The sequence below is a fragment of the Pseudomonas sp. NPDC096925 genome, from assembly GCF_044762545.1.
Lineage (GTDB): Bacteria > Pseudomonadota > Gammaproteobacteria > Pseudomonadales > Pseudomonadaceae > Aquipseudomonas.
In genome coordinates this window covers 854,251-870,612 of record NZ_JBIWEM010000001.1, presented here as the reverse complement: position 1 = coordinate 870,612, position 16,362 = coordinate 854,251, and the positions used below count along the sequence as shown (strand labels likewise).

Below are 16,362 nucleotides of genomic sequence, written 5' to 3'. Positions count from 1 at the left end.
AGCGGGCGTGCCCGCGAATGGGCCGTGAAACGGCCCCGATTTACTTTGGAGTGCCGTGCACAACACCGGCCGTGTTATCCAGCAGGCTCTTGGTCGCCGTCTGGATATACGCTTCCAGCTTCTTCAGCATCTCCGGCTGGTCCGGGCTTTCGATCAGCTCGGCCTTGAACTCGCTGCCCAGCTGGTAGCGGTACATGCGCGGGGTCATGTCCTTGGACTCGATCAGGATGCGGTCGCCCTGTACCAGGCCAACGATCTGCTCGCTGCCCGATGGCTTGATCATGCCCACGCCCTGGTCGCCCTCAGGCAGGTTGAGCAGGTCGCGGCCCCAGCACTGGTGACGGGCCTGGCCACCCAGGCGGCCCATGATGGTCGGCACGATGTCGACCTGGGTACCCACGGTGTGGTTGACCGCACCGAACTTCTCCTGGATGCCAGGGCCAATCAGCAGCAGCGGCACGTTGAAGCGGCCCAGGTCCAGCTCGGTGACCTGCTGGTGGTTGCCAAAGCCATGGTCGCCAACGATGACGAACAGGGTTTCCTTGAAGTACGGCTCCTTGCGCGCCTTCTCGAAGAATTGCCCCAGCGCCCAGTCCGAGTAGCGCATGGCAGTCAGGTGCTCGTCCAGGCGGCCCTGGCCGGTTACCGGTTCTACCGGCAGGTCCTTGGGCAGCGCGTACGGGGTGTGGTTGGACAGGGTCTGCAGCAGCGCGTAGATCGGCTTCTTGCCGTCGTGCTTGGCCAGCTCTTCGGCGCCACGGTCGAACATGTCCTGGTCGGACACGCCCCAGGTCGGGTCGGAGAACACCGGGTTGACGAAGTCGTTACGGCCAATGAAGGTGGTCATGCCCTGGTTGCCGAAGAACCCGGACTGGTTGTCCCAGGCAAAGTCGCCGTTATAGACGTACACGTCGTCGTAGTCGCGGGCGCTGAGCAAGGCCGGCAGGCCGGACAGCTTGTGGCCGCCTTCCGGGGTCTGCATCAGGTATTCGAAGCCTGGCAGGTTGGGGAAGCAGGCCATGGTGGCAAACATGCCCTGGTGGGTATGGGTGCCGTTGGAGAAGAAGCGGTCGAACAGCAGGCCCTCTTTGGCCAGCTTGTCGAAGTACGGGGTGATGTTGTTGGGGCTGCCCAGCGCGCCCACCGAGTGGCCGGCGAAGCTTTCCATCAGGATCACCACCACGTTCTTGATCGGCAGGGTGCGCTCGGCCGGCGGCACGAAGTCGCGGCGGATGGCAGCCTCGTCGGCATCGACCAGGGTGTCGTTGGCGGTCAGCAGCTGCTCGCGCACGCTCTGCGTCGCCACGTCCTGCTCCAGCACCGGCTTCCAGATGTTGGCGCGGTCCTCGCCGAAGCGGCTCTTGGCGGCATCGATCAGGGTCAGGGTGCCGTTCAGGCCCAGCTGGTTGACGAAGTTGGAATCGGTGGTGAAGGCATCACCCCAACGCATCGGCGGGCCCTGGCGCAGGGTGCCACGGGCGGCGACCACGGCCACCAGCAGGATCACCATGAACACCGCCAGGCGGTTGTACCACGGCGCCGCGCGGTGCTGCAGGGTGACCTCGCCGGGGCGATTGCCACGGGTCATGCGGTCGATGCCCTTGAACAGCAGGCTCAGCAGCCAGGTACCGAACAGCCAGGCCAGCAGGTAGCGCACCACCGGGAAGCCGTACCAGAGCATGCTCAGTACGGTTTTCGGGTCTTCCTTGATGTACTGGAACACCAGGCCGTTGAGGCGCTGGTGGAACTCGCGATAGAAGTCCATTTCCATCAGGCCGAGGAACATCACCACGCTCGAGGTGATGGTCAGCCAGAAACGGAACAGGCCACGCCGGGCCATGGCCCAGGGACTGAGGATGGCCAGCAGCAGCGGAATGCTGATGTACACCACCACCCGCAGGTCGAAGCGCAAGCCGTTGAGAAAGCCTTCGGCGACTGTCGCGCTGGGGGTATCGCCGACCATGTCGCTGTTGTAGACCAGCAGCGCCAGGCGCACGAGGCTGAGCATCAGCATGATCACCAGGCCGCTGAGCAGCGTGTAGGCCAGGTGGGATTTCAGGGTGGGCGAGAACGACGCTCGCGCGCCCCGTTGCTTCAAGGCGTCCGGGTTAGCCATGAATGGGAAGGTCCTAGGATTGCGGGTTTGCGGAGATGGCGCAGGTGTATACCAACGCAGCATTGTGCGGGTGCGGATTCTGTTTAAACCAATGTGAAAATTTTGTCACGGGGGTATTGCCGGTTTTGTCTGTTACGGCCTCTTCGCGGGCACGCCTGCGAAGAGGCCGTAACAGACATTCAGATCCGCACATTCCCCCGCGGCCCGGCAATCGCCCAGATCACCAGGCCCACCACCGGCAGCAAGGCGATCAGCAAGATCCACAACACCTTGATGCCCACTTCGCTGCCGCTCTTGATCACATTGAGGATGGCCCAGATATCCAGCGCCAGGATGATCAGCCCGACCAGGCTGTTGAACGTCGAACCCATGCCTAAACTCCTGTCCAGAGGCTTTGCCACAGCATAGCCAGCTATCAAGGCAATAGAAGGGAATCCTTGGCGATTGGCGCAGGTCCCTGAGTAGACTGCCGGTATCCACAGATTCGAGGTTCACATGCCCCCCGCCCACACCCAAAGCGCCACCCCACCCTCGCTGCTGAACGCCTGGCGCCAACAGGCCATGAACACCCCCTGGCTCAGCGCCGGTCTGGGGTTGAGCCTGCTGGCGGTGGTGCTGCTGCTGGCCGCCAGCCTGTGGAACGCGGTGAACGGCGACCATGCCGACAACCTGCACCTGGCCATGCTGGGCGGGTTGTCCGGCTTTGGCGCCACGGCGCTGGGCGCGGTGCTGGCGGTGGTGCTGCGCGATGTGCGGGCGCGCACCCAGGACGTGATGCTGGGTTTTGCCGCCGGCATGATGCTGGCGGCCAGTTCGTTCTCGCTGATTCTGCCGGGCCTGGATGCCGCCCGCGAAATTACCGGCAACGGCCCGGCCGCGGCCTTTACCGTGGTGCTGGGCATGGGCCTGGGTGTGTTGCTGATGCTGGGCCTGGACCGCTTCACCCCGCATGAACACGAGAGCACCGGCCCGTGCGGCCCAGAGGCCGAGCGCATCAGCCGGGTGTGGTTGTTCGTGCTGGCGATTACCCTGCACAACCTGCCTGAGGGCATGGCCATTGGCGTGAGCTTTGCCAATGGCGACATGAACATCGGCCTGCCGCTGACCAGCGCCATCGCCATCCAGGACATCCCTGAGGGGCTGGCTGTGGCGCTGGCCTTGCGCGCAACCGGGTTGTCGAGCCTGAAGGCCGCGCTGGTGGCGATCGGGTCGGGGCTGATGGAGCCGCTGGGCGCGGTGATCGGCCTGGGGATTTCGACCGGTTTTGCCTTGGCCTACCCGGTGAGCATGGGGCTGGCGGCGGGGGCGATGATCTTTGTGGTGAGCCACGAAGTGATTCCCGAAACCCACCGCAATGGCCACCAGACGGCCGCGACCCTGGGGTTGATGGGTGGGTTTGCGGTGATGATGTTCCTCGATACCGCGCTGGGCTGAAGTTTCAGGTTGCCTGAGCCGGCCTCTTCGCGGGCTCGCCCGCTCCCACAGGTACTCCACTGCCCTCAGGCCCAGTGATTATCCTGTGGGAGCGGGTTTACCCGCGAAGAAGCAAACGCTGAAATCAGATGTGTACGGCGACCTTCAGGGCCTCCAGGGCCGGCTCGACCCTGATCCCCAACTCTGCCCCCAGCTCCAGCACACGCGCCAGGTCGTTCTGCCCCACCATCACCATCTGCAGCTCGTCATCCAGCAACTGGCTGAAGTTGAGCAGCACATAACCACCAGCCTCTTTATTCAGTGCGCCCATCTGCACCTGGATGCGATTGAGCGCGGTCAGCGGCTCGGTGCGGGCCAGCTGCTTGGGCTTGAGGGTGAACGGCACACTCTGGTCGAACGAATCGCTGATCTGCTGGAACAGGTCCTGGTAGCTGTCGGCCTGGAACACCACGGTGTCCGGCAGGCTGCCCAGCACCACCCATTCGCCCAGCGGGATGGGGAAGCTGTCGTCGTAGTTGATGTCGGGGTTGGCAGCCAGGAAAGCGGCGGGGTCGGCGTAGGCCTGGGCGGCCTCGTCGGCGATGCGCTCGATGTCTTCCTCGCGCATGCAGCCGGCGCCAATGAGGCTGATGAATTCGAGCAACTGAGTTTTCATGAAAGGGGGCCTGCGACGGGTGAAAAGTCGCCAAGGATAGCCGCAAATGCCCCCTTGCGGTTAGCCGGCCAGCGCTTGCAGGCGTGCCGCGGTGTCCACGGCCCCCATGGTTTGCGCCGCCATCAGTGCGGTGGCACCGCGGGCATCCTGGCGAGCCGGGTCGGCGCCCTGGGCCAGCAGGTAGTCGAGGATTTCGCTACGGTTGAACATGGCCGCCAGCATCAGTGCGGTGCGGCCATCCTGCGCGGCGGCGTCCACCGGCACGCCGTGCTCCAGCAACAGGCGGATCATGGCCAGGTCCCCCTTGAACGCGGCACCGGCGATAGGCAACTGGCCGTTGTCGTTGGCAATCAGCGGGTCGGCGCCGTGCGCCAGCAGCACGCGCACCGCGTCGTGGTGGCCGTGGTAGCTGGCCAGCATCAGCAGGGTGTCACCCTTGTGGTTGCGCAGGTTGGCCGGCAGGCCGCTGGCAAGCAGGAGCCCAAGCATCTGGGCATCGCCTTGGCGGGCACGTTCGAACACTTGCTCGGCGAAGGCAGCGGTTTCATCGTCGGTCATGGCGACGGGCGTGGGTTGGCTGGACATTTGGAACCTCCTGGCAGAAATCGTTGCCCAAGTCTTTGTCAGGCAAGGCTGCCGGGTCAAAGGTTCAGATTCTATCGGACCGATAGCTGGCCGCGGGTCATGCAATATGCACTGTGCAAAATGCACGACCGTGCAGGTTGCACGACAGCGTTCCGGGAAGATTGACGTAACCGACTGAATTTAAAGATTTTTTCCAGAAAAAACATACTGGCACGGTCACTGCAACCATCAACTCATGTCTGCCACGCAACAGCCAGGAGTTGATATGGACCTCATCCAGGAAAAGTTCGTTTCGGTATTTTCGGCCTACCAGGTAAATACCCAGGCCCGCCCCGACGGCGGTGTGCTACTGACCCTGCGCGCTGCTGATGGCAAGGTTACCCGCCGGGTGCTGACCTATGCGCAACTGCACAGTGCCGAGCAGCTGTCCTGGGCGATCAGTGCGATTCGCCGGGATTTGGCCGAGCAGGCCAGTGAATTGCCGGTGATCTCGATGCTGCAGAGCCAGCAGCGGTTTGCCCTGCCGACTTATCGCTGAGTTTTGTGTTGGCTGATCTGGCCTCTTCGCGGGCTTGCCCGCGAAGAGGCCGGTAAAGCCATTACAGTTCGTCGATGCCCAGGAACGCCCGCGCCGTCACATCCCCGGTAAAACGCGGTTGCATACCCTGTTCGCTGCCATACAGCCGCAACGCCAGGCAAAACGGCGCATCGCCCAGCTCAACCCAGCGCCGGGTCCCCGCCGGCACCACGAGCTGGTCACCCTTCTCGCACAGCACCGAATACACCCACTCCCCCACCCGCAGGCCAACCTGCGCCCGCCCGCTGACCACGGCAAACACCTCGTCGGCGTCATGCACGTGCTCATCGCGCACGTCCACCTGCGCCGGGGCCTCTCCGTCACGGTTGAGCAACACGAAAGCCTTGCTGCCATGCGCCGTCATCAACTGGTCCAGGTGCCCGCGGCAGGCCTCCAGCACCTCGTCCTGGGCCGTGCCCGGGCGCACCCGCAGGCCATGCTCGGCATGGGTAAAGTGCACGCCCTGCTCGGCCAGGGTGGCGGCGATGTCGTCGTGATGGGTCAGCACCTTGTTCGGCAGTTCCGGGCTGGAGGGGTGGAAAACGCTGAGAATGCTCATCAGGGGCGGGTCCTGGTCGGTTGCGAACAAAGGGCAATGATAACGGCTGCAGCCAAGGCTGCGGCACTGGCCATACCAAAGGTGAAGGTGGGCCCCAGCAGTTTCCAGCTGTAGCCTGAATACAACGCCCCCAACGCACCGCCGGTGCCCGACAGCGCCGCATACAGCGCCTGGCCCTGGCCCTGCTGGCGGGCGCCGAAGCTGCCCTGGACAAAAGCGATGCTGGCGGCATGGAAGCAGCCGAAGGTGGCCGCGTGCAGCACCTGGGCGAACACCAGCACCGCCGGCTCGCCGGCCAGGTTACCCAGCAACAGCCAGCGCAGCGCCGCCAGCACGAAGCTGGCCAGCAGCACCCGCTGCACGGAAAAGCGCGCGAAGATGCGGCTCATGGCCATGAACACCAGTACTTCGGCCACCACCCCCAGTGCCCACAGCAAGCCGATGGCACCACGGGCATAGCCCAGGTGTTCAAGGTGCAGGGTCAGGAAGGTGTAGTACGGCCCGTGGCTGAGCTGCATCAGCGCCACGCAGGCATAGAACGCGATCACCCCCGGCGCCCGCAGCTGCTGCAGGAAGCCGCCGGCGCCGCTGCGCTCGCCCTGCTCCACCGGCTGGGCATTGGGTACCCACAGGCTGGCGGCGACGATGCCGGCCATGATCGTGACCAGCGCCACCGGGTAGATATCCAGGCTCAGCCACTCGAACAGTCGGCCCAGGCCGACCACGGTGAGGATGAAACCGATCGAGCCCCACAGGCGCACCTGGCTGTAGCGCGCGGTTTGCCCGTGCAGGTGGGCCAGGGTGATGACCTCGAACTGCGGCAGCACCGCATGCCAGAAGAATGCATGCAGGGCCATGACCAGCGCCAGCCAGGCGTAGCTTTTGCCAAGGAAGATCAGGGCGAAAGTGGCCAGCGTCGACAACGCGCCCAGGCGCACGATCAGCAGGCGCTGGCCGGTGCGGTCACCCAGCCAGCCCCACAGGTTGGGGGCAATGCAACGCATGAGCATGGGGATGGCCACCAGCTCGCCGATGCGCGCCGGGGAGAAGCCCAGGTGGTCGAAGTACAGCGCCAGGAAGGGGGCGGTGGAACCAAGCAGGGCGAAGTAGAACAGGTAGAAGCTGGACAGGCGCCAGTAGGGGATTGGTTGCATGGGATGGCCTTGTGGGAACCTGTGGCGGCCTCTTCGCGGGTAAACCCGCTCCCACAGGTACCTCACTGCCCTCAGGCCCAGTGATATTCCTGTGGGAGCGGGTTTACCCGCGAAGAGGCCGCTACTGGCGAATCAGAGCTGGCCCAGCACCGGGGTATTCACTTTCACATCGGCATTCTGCGCACGATGGCGCAGCAGGTGGTCCATCAGCACGATGGCCATCATCGCCTCGGCGATCGGCGTGGCGCGGATGCCCACGCACGGGTCGTGGCGGCCTTTGGTGACGACGTCCACCGGGTTGCCGTCGATGTCGATGGAGCGGCCCGGGGTGGTGATGCTGGAGGTCGGCTTCAGCGCCAGGTGGGCAACGATCGGCTGGCCCGAAGAAATACCGCCGAGGATGCCGCCAGCGTTGTTGCTGAGGAAGCCTTCCGGGGTCAGCTCGTCACGGTGCTCGGTGCCGCGCTGGGCCACGCTGGCGAAGCCGGCGCCGATTTCCACGCCCTTGACCGCGTTGATGCTCATCAGCGCGTGGGCCAGTTCGGCGTCGAGGCGGTCGAAGATCGGCTCGCCCAGGCCCGGCATCACGCCTTCGGCGACCACGGTGATCTTGGCGCCCACCGAGTCCTGGTCACGGCGCAGCTGGTCCATGTAGGCCTCCAGCTCCGGCACCTTGCTCGGGTCAGGGCTGAAGAAAGCGTTCTGCTCCACCGACTCCCAGGTCTGGAACGGGATTTCGATCGGGCCCAGCTGGCTCATGTAGCCGCGCACGGTGATGCCCTGGGTGGCCAGGTACTTCTTGGCGATGGCACCGGCAGCTACGCGCATGGCGGTTTCGCGGGCCGAGCTACGGCCACCGCCGCGGTAGTCGCGGATGCCGTACTTGTGGTGGTAGGTGTAGTCGGCGTGGGCCGGGCGGAACAGGTCCTTGATCGCCGAGTAGTCCTTGGACTTCTGGTCGGTGTTGCGGATCAGAAGGCCGATCGAGCAGCCGGTGGTGCGGCCTTCGAACACACCGGAGAGGATTTCCACCTCATCGGCTTCCTGGCGCTGGGTAGTGTGACGGCTGGTGCCGGGCTTGCGCCGGTCGAGGTCGTGCTGCAGGTCGGCGAGGGAAATTTCCAGGCCTGGTGGGCATCCATCGACAATGGCGACCAACGCCGGGCCATGGCTCTCGCCAGCGGTGGTGACAGTGAACAGCTTGCCGTAGGTATTGCCGGACATGGACGCTCCGCGAGATCTGCCTGAAGTGAACGAAAGCGGCAGTATACAGATGGATTGATCGCCTGTGCTGGCCTCTTCGAACCTTCCCACGAACACTGGGTCAAACCGTTATCTCCCCATGTAGTACCGCATGATGTCGCGCCTCGTCGCCCTCTTCTTCCTGCTGTGCACCGGCCTGGCCCAGGCCGCCGCCCCCACCGTGCTGCAACGCCCGATCGACCTCGACACCGGCCAGGGCGTGCTGCACGGCAGCCTGCTGCTGCCTGAACAGGCTACCCCGCCACCGGTGGTGCTGATCATCGCCGGCTCCGGCCCCACCGACCGTGACGGCAACAACCCGGCGTCAGGCCGGGTCGACAACCTCAAGCGCCTGGCCCTGCTGCTGGCCAACGAGCACATCGCCAGCGTGCGCTACGACAAGCGCGGGGTGGCCGCCAGCCAGCCGGCAACGCCCGACGAGCGTGACCTCAGCGTGGAGCGCTACGTGGCCGACGTGGTCGCCTGGAGCCACAAACTCAAGGCCGACCCGCGCTTTGGCCCACTGATCCTGATAGGCCACAGCGAGGGCGCGCTGATCGCCAGCCTGGCCGCCGAGCAGGCCGGTGCCAGCGCGGTGATCACCCTGGCCGGCAGCGGCCGGCCGCTGGCCGAAGTGCTGCGCGAACAACTGGCCCAACGCCTGCCACCGGCACAACTGGCCGGTGGCAGCGCCCTGCTCGACCGACTGCAGGCCGGGCAGACCAGCCTGGAGGTGCCGGCGCCGCTGCGCCAGGTGTTCCGCCCCAGCGTGCAGCCCTACCTGATTTCGCTGTTCCAGCAGAACCCGGCGGCGGCCTTCGCCCGCCTGCCAATGCCCGCACTGATCGTGCAGGGGCGCAACGATGTGCAGGTGGGCGTGGTCGACGCCCAACGACTGAAAGCGGCCAAGCCGGATGCGCAGCTGGTGCTGATCGATGGCATGAACCACATGCTGCGCATCAGCCCCAAGGCGATGAGCCAGCAGCGCGACAGCTACCTCAACCCCGAACTGCCGCTGGCGCGGGAGCTGGGTGAACGGATTGTGACGTTCATCCAGCATTTGCCTTCAGCGTGAGGTAAACGGGCTCAGGTCTCGGACACGCCTGCCGATACAGCAGGCATTGCCGAGGACAAGCCCTGATGACAACCACCCCCGTCGCCGCAGAGCCGGCCGAAGAACCTCAGGAAAGCCCTGCCCTTCCCTGGGCCGAGCTGACCGCCGAACATTTCCAGTTGCTGCGCCTGGCCGCCCTGCCCACTGACCGCAGCACCGGCGCACGGCCGCTGCGCTTTGTGCAGTTCGGCTATGCCGAGCGCCACGACAAGGCTCACAGCCTGCTGCGCATGGAAATCAAACTGCCGGGCCAGAAGGTACACAAGGAACAGAACCGCCTGGACATCCGCGTCGACCATGCCGAACGCCTGGTACGCATCGGCGGTGAACATGGCCTGCAACTGGAGCCGCCGAACCGTGGCATCGGCCGCTTCCTGCTGGCCCAGGCTGCGCAGTGGCTGCAGCGCAAGTGGTCGCACTACCGGGTCGAGGGCATGGCGCTGCCGAGCAAGGATGCGCTGAACGAAGACTCACGTCTGCGCCGTGACCACTGCCTGCGCGGGGTGGGTATCGAGGTGGAGTACGAGGACAGCCAGCACCTGAAAGGCCGTACCGTGGAAATGACGGTGGGCCAGCTCAAGGGCGCGTGGAACAGCGAGCGCTTGCAGCGGGTGGAGATACTGGATGCTGCCAGCCTGCTGCAGCAGGCCGACCAGCAGTTGCAGGAGAAGGAAGGGCAACTGCGTGAGCGCGATGAGCGGGTGGCCAAGTACCAGCGTGAAGACAGCGGATTGCGTTTTACCATTACCTGCCTGGTGGCGTTTGCAGTGTTCCAGGCGGGGTTGCTGATCTGGATTGCCACGCGCTGACACCGCGTTGCCTGCTTCGCGGGTAAACCCGCTCCCACAGGGACCGCGTCGTACCTGAGGGCAACGCCATACCTGTAGGAGCGGGTTTACCCGCGAAGATGCCCTGGAATCAGACGCGGGCCTTGAACAGTTCCTGATGCTGGCGGCACTGCTCGGCGGTCAGCATGAACACCCCATGCCCGCCGCGCTCGAACTCCAGCCAGGCAAAGTCCACCTCGGGGTACAGCGCCTCGACATGCACCTGGCTGTTACCCACCTCGACAATCAGCAAGCCCTTGTCGGTCAGGTGGTCCGCCGCTTCGGCCAGCATGCGCCGCACCAGGTCCAGGCCATCGTTGCCGCAGGCCAGGCCCAACTCGGGCTCGTGGTGGTACTCGGCCGGCATGTCGTCGAAGTCCTCGGCATCGACATACGGCGGGTTGGACAGGATCAGGTCGAAACGCTGCCCCGGCAATCCGCCAAAACCATCGCCTTGCACGGTGTACACGCGCCCGTCCAGGCCGTGGCGTTCAATGTTCTGGTTGGCCACTTCGAGCGCCTCGAACGACAGGTCGGCCAGCACCACCTCGGCCTCGGGGAACACGTCGGCGGCAACGATGCCGATGCAGCCGGAACCGGTGCACAGGTCGAGAATGCGCGCCGGCTCGCTCGCCAGCCACGGTTCGAAGCGTTTCTCGATCAGTTCGCCAATCGGCGAACGTGGCACCAGCACGCGCTCGTCGACGATGAACGACATGCCGCAGAACCAGGCCTCGCCCAGCAGGTAGGCGGCCGGAACGCGCTCTTCGATACGGCGCTTGAGCAAGTGCTGCAGGCGTACCCGCTCGTCGTCCTCGAGCATGCAGTCCAGGTAGCTGTCGGCCACTTCCCACGGCAGGTGCACCGCACCCAGCACCAGCAGGCGGGCCTCGTCCCAGGCGTTGTCGGCACCGTGGCCGAAGAACAGGTCGTGCTCGTGGAAGCGGCTGACCGCCCAGCGGATGTAGTCGCGCAGCGTGCGCAGGCGGGATGTGATCACGGGGTACTCCTAATTCAGACCGGACAAAAGTCTAACAGTCCCACTCGCACATTTGTTCCTTTGCATTACCCAATGGCTAGCCACAAGCCAGTAACCATGCCGCTTACGTTGTCAACCATTCCCATTGGCGCCAAGGCAGGGGACAATAGGTATACAAAAGCCCTATCCAAGGAGCCCTTGATGTCCGTTCCAACCACGATGTTCCGCCTCACTGGCCGCGACTATCCGCCGGCCAAGCTGAGCCACGCCAGCCTGATCATCATCGATGCGCAAAAGGAGTACCTCAGCGGGCCCCTGGCGCTGTCGGGCATGGACGAGGCCGTGGCCAACATCGCCAGGTTGCTCGACGCCGCGCGCAAGAGCGGCCGTCCGATCATCCATGTTCGCCACCTGGGCACTGTCGGTGGCCGCTTCGACCCGCAAGGTCCGGCCGGCCAGTTCATTCCGGGGCTGGAGCCGCTGGAAGGCGAAATCGTCATCGAAAAACGCATGCCCAACGCATTCAAGAACACCAAGCTGCACGAGACCCTCCAGGAACTGGGCCACCTGGATCTGATCGTGTGCGGCTTCATGAGCCATTCCAGCGTCAGCACCACCGTGCGTCGTGCCAAGGACTATGGTTACCGCTGCACCCTGGTGGAAGACGCTTCGGCGACCCGCGACCTGGCATTCAAGGATGGGGTAATCCCGGCCGCGCAGATTCACCAGTGCGAAATGGCCGTGATGGCCGACAACTTCGCTTGCGTGGCCCCCACCGCCAGCCTGATCTGACCGGCTGGGTACAACCGCCCGGCAGCCGGGCGGAACCCGATGGGCGGCCCCAGGTCGAATTCCGGATATCCACAGAGGAGAGCGGAATGAAGCTCAAAGGCAGTTTCGACGCCAAGCGCCTTCGCCCACGCGAACCGCGTAACTGGGGCGCCCGCCTGGCGGCCGGCCTGTCGGCCCTGCTGGCAACCCTGGGCGTGCTGCTGGCAATGGCCGGCGTCGCCGGCCTGCTGGGCAACTACCCTGCCCTGGCGGAACTCAATGCCAACAAACCGCTGGCCGGTATCCTCACCGGGGCCGGCTTGCTGCTGCTGTGGCTAGGCGTGCGCTTCTGGCGGCGCAGCCGCATTCGCCTGCGCCGTGGGCGCGAGCTGAACCTGTCGCCGCACCTGATGAAGAAACACGATTGAGGCGCTGCTTACGCGGTCCTTGTGGGAGCGGGTTTACCCGCGAAAGGGCCCGTACAGGCTGCACACCGCCCCACAGTCGCGTAAACTACGCCGCCCACGTGGAGGCATCATGCAAGACGACGATTTTTCCCTGTTCAAGGCCGAAGTGCGCGGTGTCAAACCGATCAGGCACGACCGCGCCGAAGTCGGCAAGCCCAAGGCCGACCGCCAGCAGCTGGCCGGCCTGCGCCAGGCGGCGACCGTGCGCAGTGACAAGGCGCTGGTGATCGACGGCATGTCCGACCAGTTCGTCATCGACGTTGGCGCCGAAGACGAGCTGCTGTGGCGCCGCGATGGCGTGCAGGAAGGCCAGCTGCGCAAGCTGAAGCTGGGGCAGATCCCGTTCGAGGGCAGCCTCGACCTGCACGGCATGACCGTGGAAAAGGCCCGCGAAACCCTGTGGGACTTCATCGCCGAAGCCACCAGGCTGGAAGTGCGCTGCGTGCGGGTTACCCACGGCAAGGCCGCGCGCCTGGACGGCAAGCGTCCGATGATCAAGAGCCACGTCAACACCTGGCTGCGCCAGCACCCGCAGGTGCTCGGTTTTGCCTCGTGCAACGCCCGCCACGGCGGCACCGGCGCGGTCTATGTGATGCTCAAGCGAACCATGCTCGAAGGCCGCGACGAGTAACGCCGCGCTTGCAGCGCCGCCCTCACCGCCGTACCCTTCGTTTTTGCGATTTTTTCCCACAGGTAGATCCATGTCCCTGGAACAGAACTACACCGAGATCCTCAGCCAGATTGGCGAGGACGTCTCCCGTGAGGGCCTGCTCGACACGCCCAAGCGGGCTGCAAAGGCGATGAAGTACCTTTGCCGCGGTTATGAGCAAACACTGGAAGAAGTCACCAACAACGCGCTGTTCAGCTCTGACAACAGCGAAATGGTGCTGGTCCGGGACATCGAGCTGTATTCGATGTGCGAACACCACATGCTGCCGTTCATCGGCAAGGCGCACGTGGCCTACCTGCCCAAGGGCAAGGTACTGGGCCTGTCGAAGGTGGCGCGCATCGTCGACATGTACGCCCGCCGCCTGCAGATCCAGGAAAACCTCAGCCGCCAGGTTGCCGAGGCCGTGCAGCAGGTAACCGGTGCCGCCGGTGTGGCCGTGGTCATCGAAGCCAAGCACATGTGCATGATGATGCGCGGTGTCGAGAAGCAGAACTCGACCATGATCACCTCGGTGATGCTGGGTGAGTTCCGCGAAAACGCCGCCACCCGCAGCGAGTTCCTCAGCCTGATCAAGTGATTGGCTGCTGACCCCAAGCCGACCCTCCCGGGTCGGCTTTTTCATTTCAGGAGTTGCCCATGATCGTCAAAGCCCTGCGGGTTGGCCTCGGCCAGCTCATCGTGTTCGGCGACTGGATCAGCCGCCCGGCCAAGCGCAAGCGCGACGCCGCCGCCCAGGCCCGCGTCGAGCAAGCGGCCAAGGGCCTGGCGCTGTACCAGTTCCACGCCTGCCCGTTCTGCGTCAAGACACGCCGCACCCTGCACCGTTTGAACGTGCCGGTGGCGCTGCGCGATGCCAAGAACGACCCTGCGCACCGCCAGGCCCTGCAGGAAGGTGGCGGCCGGGTGAAAGTGCCGTGTCTGCGCATTGAAGAAGCGGGCAAGGTGACCTGGATGTATGAGTCCAAGGCCATCATTGCCTACCTGGATGAGCGGTTCGCTTCGGCCTGACGGTTTGCGGGCAGCCTGCTCTGGCCCTTTCGCGGGCACGCCCGCTCCCACAGGCTCACCACAGGGCTGAATATTGTGGAATACCTGTGGGAGCGGGCATGCCCGCGAAGAGGCCGGCAAAGGCTAGAAACTACCCCACCATCGGCACATGCCTCGGGTGGCTGCTGACCCGCTCCAGCCAGGCCCTCACTGCCGGGTAATCGGCCAGGTCGAACCCACCCTGGTGCGCCACGTGGGTATAGGCATACAACGCCACGTCGGCAATCGAGTACTGGTCACCTACCAGGTACGGCGTCATCTGCAGCTGCCGCTCCATCACCTTCAGCGCCTTGTACCCGCCCTTGTGCAGCTTGCGGTACTCGTCCAGGCGCTCGTCCGGCAACCCCAGGTAGAACTGGATGAAGCGCGCCACGGCAATGTATGGCTCATGGCTGTACTGCTCGAAGAACTGCCACTGCAACACCTGGGTACGCAGGCGCGGCTCGGTAGGCAGGAACTCGCTGCCATCGGCCAGGAAGTTGAGAATGGCATTGGACTCCCACAGGTAGCTGCCGTCCTCCAGCTCCAGCACCGGCACCTTGCCGTTGGGGTTCATCGCCAGGAACTCGGCTGTTTCGGTCTCGCCCTTGAGGATGTCCACCGGGTGCCATTCATACGGCCGGTCCAGCAGGTTCAACATCAGCTTGACCTTGTAGCAGTTGCCCGACTGGTAGTCGCCATAGACCTTGTACATCGCCCTTCCACTCCCAAGCAGTTCTGCATTTTCGCCCAATAGTTGGCGACTGTACGGCTAAAAGCAATGGCCGCTGTATGGCAAGGATCAACCTTGCTCGCTGTAGTCTGAAAAAACTGCTTACACCTTTACAAGGATTTTGTTCATGACCAATGCCACTTCCATACGCCTGCGGCCCCTGGCAGACAGCTCCCCATCGGCGGTGGTCGCCGGCTTTATCGCCATGCTCACCGGCTATACCAGCTCGCTGGTGCTGATGTTCCAGGCCGGCCAGGCAGCCGGGCTGACCAGCGCGCAGATTTCGTCATGGATCTGGGCGTTGTCGATCGGCATGGCGGTATGCAGCATCGGTCTGTCGCTACGTTACCGCACGCCGATCACCGTAGCCTGGTCCACCCCCGGTGCCGCCTTGCTGATCACCAGCCTGGGCGGGGTCAGCTATGGCGAGGCGATCGGCGCCTACATTACCTGCGCCGTGCTGGTGCTGATCTGTGGCCTGACCGGCAGCTTCGAGCGCCTGGTCAAGCGCATCCCGGCCTCGCTGGCCTCGGCGCTGCTGGCGGGCATCCTGTTCAAGATCGGCAGTGAAATCTTCGTCGCCGCCCAGCACCGCACCTTGCTGGTACTGGGCATGTTCTTCAGCTACCTGCTGGTCAAGCGCCTGTCGCCGCGTTACTGCGTGCTGGCCGCGCTGCTGGTGGGCACGGCGCTGTCCGGTGCCTTGGGCCTGCTGGACTTCAGCAGCTTCCGCCTGGAAGTGGCCACGCCAGTGTGGACCACGCCAAGCTTCTCGCTGGCGGCGACCATCAGCATTGGCATTCCGCTGTTCGTGGTGGCGATGACCTCGCAGAACATGCCGGGTGTGGCCGTGCTGCGCGCGGACGGCTACCAGGTGCCGGCCTCACCACTGATCTCGGCCACCGGCTTTGCCTCGCTGCTGCTGGCACCGTTTGGCTCGCACGGGGTCAACCTGGCAGCGATCAGCGCGGCGATCTGCACCGGGCCGCATGCCCATGAAGACCCGGCCAAGCGTTATACCGCGGCAGTGTGGTGCGGGATTTTCTACGGCATTGCCGGGGTGTTCGGCGCGACCTTGGCGGCGCTGTTTGCGGCATTGCCGAAAGAGCTGGTGCTGTCGATTGCGGCGCTGGCGCTGTTCGGCTCGATCATGAACGGGCTGACCGTGGCCATGAGCGAAGCGCGTGAGCGGGAGGCGGCGTTGATCACCTTCATGGTCACGGCGTCGGGGCTGACCTTGTTCTCGATCGGCTCGGCGTTCTGGGGGATTGTGGCGGGGGTGTTGACCTTGATGATCCTAAATCCGCGCAGAGCTTGAAGGTATTTGTTGCCTGTACCGGCCTCTTCGCGGGTAAACCCGCTCCCACAGGGATCACACAATATTCAGCCTTGTGGTATTCCTGTGGGAGCGGGTTTACCCGCGAAGAGGCCGGTACAGGCAACACAACGCCCA

Annotated in this window: 19 protein-coding genes; 10 read left to right on the top strand and 9 right to left on the bottom strand. The window is 64.5% G+C overall.

The window, feature by feature from the left end; all coding sequences use genetic code 11:
- Positions 1 to 40: 40 nt before the first annotated feature.
- Positions 41 to 2,116 carry an LTA synthase family protein gene (locus tag ACIQYU_RS04240; protein WP_207832301.1) on the bottom strand — a complete coding sequence of 692 codons (2,076 nt, stop codon included), beginning with the start codon at positions 2,114 to 2,116 and terminating at the stop codon, positions 41 to 43.
- Positions 2,117 to 2,295: 179 nt separating this feature from the next.
- Entirely contained in the window at positions 2,296 to 2,487 is a 192-nt protein-coding gene (locus tag ACIQYU_RS04235; protein WP_012271091.1) for a PLDc N-terminal domain-containing protein, read from the bottom strand.
- Between the two features lie 124 nt (positions 2,488 to 2,611).
- Between ACIQYU_RS04235 and ACIQYU_RS04230 the strand changes: the two genes are divergently transcribed.
- Positions 2,612 to 3,550 (top strand): ZIP family metal transporter, encoded by a 939-nt coding sequence (locus tag ACIQYU_RS04230; RefSeq protein ID WP_063911672.1) that lies wholly within the window; start codon positions 2,612 to 2,614, stop codon positions 3,548 to 3,550.
- Between the two features lie 124 nt (positions 3,551 to 3,674).
- Here ACIQYU_RS04230 and ACIQYU_RS04225 read toward each other — a convergent pair whose 3' ends face one another.
- Both ACIQYU_RS04225 and ACIQYU_RS04220 read right to left on the bottom strand, forming a co-directional pair.
- A complete protein-coding gene (locus tag ACIQYU_RS04225) occupies positions 3,675 to 4,205 on the bottom strand; it encodes a hypothetical protein (protein ID WP_207832303.1) in 531 nt (176 codons plus the stop codon).
- Between the two features lie 60 nt (positions 4,206 to 4,265).
- A complete protein-coding gene (locus tag ACIQYU_RS04220; protein WP_402798352.1) occupies positions 4,266 to 4,790 on the bottom strand; it encodes an ankyrin repeat domain-containing protein in 525 nt (174 codons plus the stop codon).
- A gap of 265 nt (positions 4,791 to 5,055) precedes the next feature.
- Between ACIQYU_RS04220 and ACIQYU_RS04215 the strand changes: the two genes are divergently transcribed.
- Positions 5,056 to 5,328: a DUF3509 domain-containing protein gene (locus ACIQYU_RS04215; RefSeq protein WP_013971511.1), complete on the top strand. Its 273-nt coding sequence runs from the start codon at positions 5,056 to 5,058 to the stop codon at positions 5,326 to 5,328.
- A 61-nt stretch (positions 5,329 to 5,389) separates the two neighbouring features.
- On the opposite strand, the gene ACIQYU_RS04210 is transcribed toward ACIQYU_RS04215, so the two are convergent.
- The 3 genes from ACIQYU_RS04210 to aroC form a co-directional block, all read right to left on the bottom strand.
- A complete protein-coding gene (locus ACIQYU_RS04210) occupies positions 5,390 to 5,926 on the bottom strand; it encodes an oxidase (protein WP_233687181.1) in 537 nt (178 codons plus the stop codon).
- Positions 5,926 to 7,080 (bottom strand): MFS transporter, encoded by a 1,155-nt coding sequence (locus ACIQYU_RS04205; RefSeq protein ID WP_063911668.1) that lies wholly within the window; start codon positions 7,078 to 7,080, stop codon positions 5,926 to 5,928. Before ACIQYU_RS04205 ends, ACIQYU_RS04210 begins: the two co-directional genes overlap by 1 nt.
- Before the next feature lie 132 nt (positions 7,081 to 7,212).
- Entirely contained in the window at positions 7,213 to 8,304 is a 1,092-nt protein-coding gene (gene aroC / locus ACIQYU_RS04200) for a chorismate synthase (protein ID WP_063911667.1), read from the bottom strand.
- A 130-nt stretch (positions 8,305 to 8,434) separates the two neighbouring features.
- On the opposite strand from aroC, the gene ACIQYU_RS04195 reads away from it, so the two are divergent.
- Positions 8,435 to 9,397: an alpha/beta hydrolase gene (locus ACIQYU_RS04195; RefSeq protein ID WP_233694389.1), complete on the top strand. Its 963-nt coding sequence runs from the start codon at positions 8,435 to 8,437 to the stop codon at positions 9,395 to 9,397.
- A gap of 65 nt (positions 9,398 to 9,462) precedes the next feature.
- Positions 9,463 to 10,245, top strand: a complete 783-nt coding sequence (locus ACIQYU_RS04190; protein ID WP_207832313.1) for a hypothetical protein — start codon at positions 9,463 to 9,465, stop codon at positions 10,243 to 10,245.
- 109 nt (positions 10,246 to 10,354) lie between these two features.
- Here the strand turns inward: ACIQYU_RS04190 and prmB are convergent, their stop codons facing one another.
- Entirely contained in the window at positions 10,355 to 11,263 is a 909-nt protein-coding gene (prmB, locus tag ACIQYU_RS04185) for a 50S ribosomal protein L3 N(5)-glutamine methyltransferase (protein WP_015269350.1), read from the bottom strand.
- Positions 11,264 to 11,443: 180 nt separating this feature from the next.
- Between prmB and ACIQYU_RS04180 the strand changes: the two genes are divergently transcribed.
- The 5 genes from ACIQYU_RS04180 to ACIQYU_RS04160 all read left to right on the top strand — a co-directional run bounded on the left by ACIQYU_RS04180 (position 11,444) and on the right by ACIQYU_RS04160 (position 14,158).
- Positions 11,444 to 12,034, top strand: coding sequence for a cysteine hydrolase family protein (locus tag ACIQYU_RS04180; protein ID WP_063911663.1), 591 nt, complete (start codon positions 11,444 to 11,446; stop codon positions 12,032 to 12,034).
- Between the two features lie 86 nt (positions 12,035 to 12,120).
- A complete protein-coding gene (locus ACIQYU_RS04175; RefSeq protein ID WP_207832317.1) occupies positions 12,121 to 12,441 on the top strand; it encodes a hypothetical protein in 321 nt (106 codons plus the stop codon).
- A gap of 109 nt (positions 12,442 to 12,550) precedes the next feature.
- Positions 12,551 to 13,111 carry a Smr/MutS family protein gene (locus tag ACIQYU_RS04170; RefSeq protein WP_063911661.1) on the top strand — a complete coding sequence of 187 codons (561 nt, stop codon included), beginning with the start codon at positions 12,551 to 12,553 and terminating at the stop codon, positions 13,109 to 13,111.
- 70 nt (positions 13,112 to 13,181) lie between these two features.
- Entirely contained in the window at positions 13,182 to 13,727 is a 546-nt protein-coding gene (gene folE, locus ACIQYU_RS04165; RefSeq protein WP_013971502.1) for a GTP cyclohydrolase I FolE, read from the top strand.
- 59 nt (positions 13,728 to 13,786) lie between these two features.
- On the top strand, positions 13,787 to 14,158 hold the full coding sequence (locus ACIQYU_RS04160; RefSeq protein WP_063911660.1) for a glutaredoxin: 372 nt from the start codon (positions 13,787 to 13,789) through the stop codon (positions 14,156 to 14,158).
- A 130-nt stretch (positions 14,159 to 14,288) separates the two neighbouring features.
- Here the strand turns inward: ACIQYU_RS04160 and ACIQYU_RS04155 are convergent, their stop codons facing one another.
- Positions 14,289 to 14,891 carry a glutathione S-transferase family protein gene (locus ACIQYU_RS04155; RefSeq protein WP_207832319.1) on the bottom strand — a complete coding sequence of 201 codons (603 nt, stop codon included), beginning with the start codon at positions 14,889 to 14,891 and terminating at the stop codon, positions 14,289 to 14,291.
- A gap of 145 nt (positions 14,892 to 15,036) precedes the next feature.
- On the opposite strand from ACIQYU_RS04155, the gene ACIQYU_RS04150 reads away from it, so the two are divergent.
- Positions 15,037 to 16,227: a benzoate/H(+) symporter BenE family transporter gene (locus ACIQYU_RS04150; protein ID WP_207832321.1), complete on the top strand. Its 1,191-nt coding sequence runs from the start codon at positions 15,037 to 15,039 to the stop codon at positions 16,225 to 16,227.
- Positions 16,228 to 16,362: the final 135 nt, after the last annotated feature.